Raw genomic sequence first — 1719 nt, 5'->3', positions numbered from 1 at the left:
GCTTTTTGTAGCCCTTCTTCGAGCTGATCAGGCGTTTCGATACGAATACCGACGTGACCATAAGCTTCTGCAATCGCAGCAAAATCTGGAACAGAACTCATGTAAGAATTAGAGTGACGACCTTGATAAATTATGTCTTGCCATTGTTTTACCATGCCGAGGAATCGGTTATTCAGATTGATGATCTTCACAGGAATATCGTACTGCATGGCCGTCGATAGCTCCTGAATGTTCATCTGGATACTGCCATCACCCGTCACCACCACCACTTCTTCTTCAGGCATCGCGAACTTAACGCCCATACCAGCAGGAAGACCAAAGCCCATTGTGCCCAAGCCACCCGAATTGATCCAACGGCGAGGTTTGTTGAATGGGTAGTACAACGCCGCAAACATTTGGTGCTGGCCTACATCAGACGCCACATACGCGTCACCATTGGTTAGCTTGTGCAGTGTTTCAATGACTTGCTGTGGCTTAATACGATCCGACGACGTTTCGTAAGACAAGCACTGACGATCGCGCCACACTTGAATATCATCCCACCACTTAGTGATCGCCGCTTCATCGTTGCCACAATCTTGCTCTGCCAGTAGACCAAGCATAGTAGTCAGTACTTTTTCAGCAGAGCCTACAATTGGAAGATCCACTTTGACGTTTTTGGAGATCGACGACGGATCAATATCAATGTGCATCACTTTCGCATTTGGACAGTACTTCTCAAGGTTATTGGTGGTGCGGTCATCAAAACGCACCCCAATACCGAAGATCAGATCCGCTTCGTGCATCGCCATATTGGCTTCGTAAGTACCGTGCATCCCCAACATACCAAGCGAGTTTTTGTGAGTACCCGGAAATGCACCTAGGCCCATTAAGGTACTGACAACTGGCAGGTTAAGTTTGTCTGCCAGTTCTAAAATATGTTCGTGAGCACCAGAAATGACTGCGCCACCACCGACATAAAGCACAGGTTTTTTCGCTTCAATCAAAAACTTCAGCGCTTTCTTGATTTGGCCTTTATGACCCGAAGTGGTTGGCTTGTATGAACGCATCGAAATGCTTTCTGGATATTGGTAAGGCAGTTTGATTTGCGGGTTCATCACATCTTTTGGCAAATCAATCACAACAGGCCCTGGACGACCCGTTGTTGAAATGTAGAAGGCTTTTTTGATCGTTTCAGGGATATCTTCCGCCTTTTTCACCAAAAAGCTGTGTTTTACTACCGGACGAGAGACGCCCACGATGTCACATTCTTGGAAAGCGTCGTTACCAATCAGGCTGTTTGGCACGTTCCCTGAAATCACGATCATCGGGATGGAGTCCATGTACGCCGTTGCAATACCGGTAATGGTATTGGTTGCGCCAGGCCCTGAACATACCAGTACCACACCCGGCTTACCTGTTGCGCGAGCATAGCCATCAGCCATGTGCGTCGCAGCCTGTTCGTGTCTTACGAGTACGTGTTTAATTTGGTCGGTTTTTGCGTGCAGTGCATCATAGATATCCAAAACGGAACCACCCGGATAACCGAAGATCTGCTCTACGTTTTCCTCTATCAGAGATTGCACCACCATCTCTGCACCTGACAACATTGCTGTCATAATTGCTCTCCTTACCCAGAATTCCACACCGTAAGGTCAACGGTTTGGTCTGGTTTTACATAGTCTAGGTCTTATTCGTAGCCTAATCGAAATACTTCCACGTTTTCGGCTATGTCTTGCG

1 protein-coding gene is annotated in these 1719 nt (G+C 47.4%); it reads right to left on the bottom strand.

All coding sequences use genetic code 11. The annotated features are described in order from the left end of the window. A partial coding sequence (locus tag R7O12_RS24110) for an acetolactate synthase 3 large subunit (protein WP_318126567.1) occupies positions 1-1598 on the bottom strand: 1598 nt, incomplete at its 3' end. Positions 1599-1719: the final 121 nt, after the last annotated feature.

The sequence above is a fragment of the Vibrio sp. Vb1574 genome, assembly GCF_033338675.1.
This window is presented reverse-complemented; position numbering and strand designations above follow the sequence as displayed.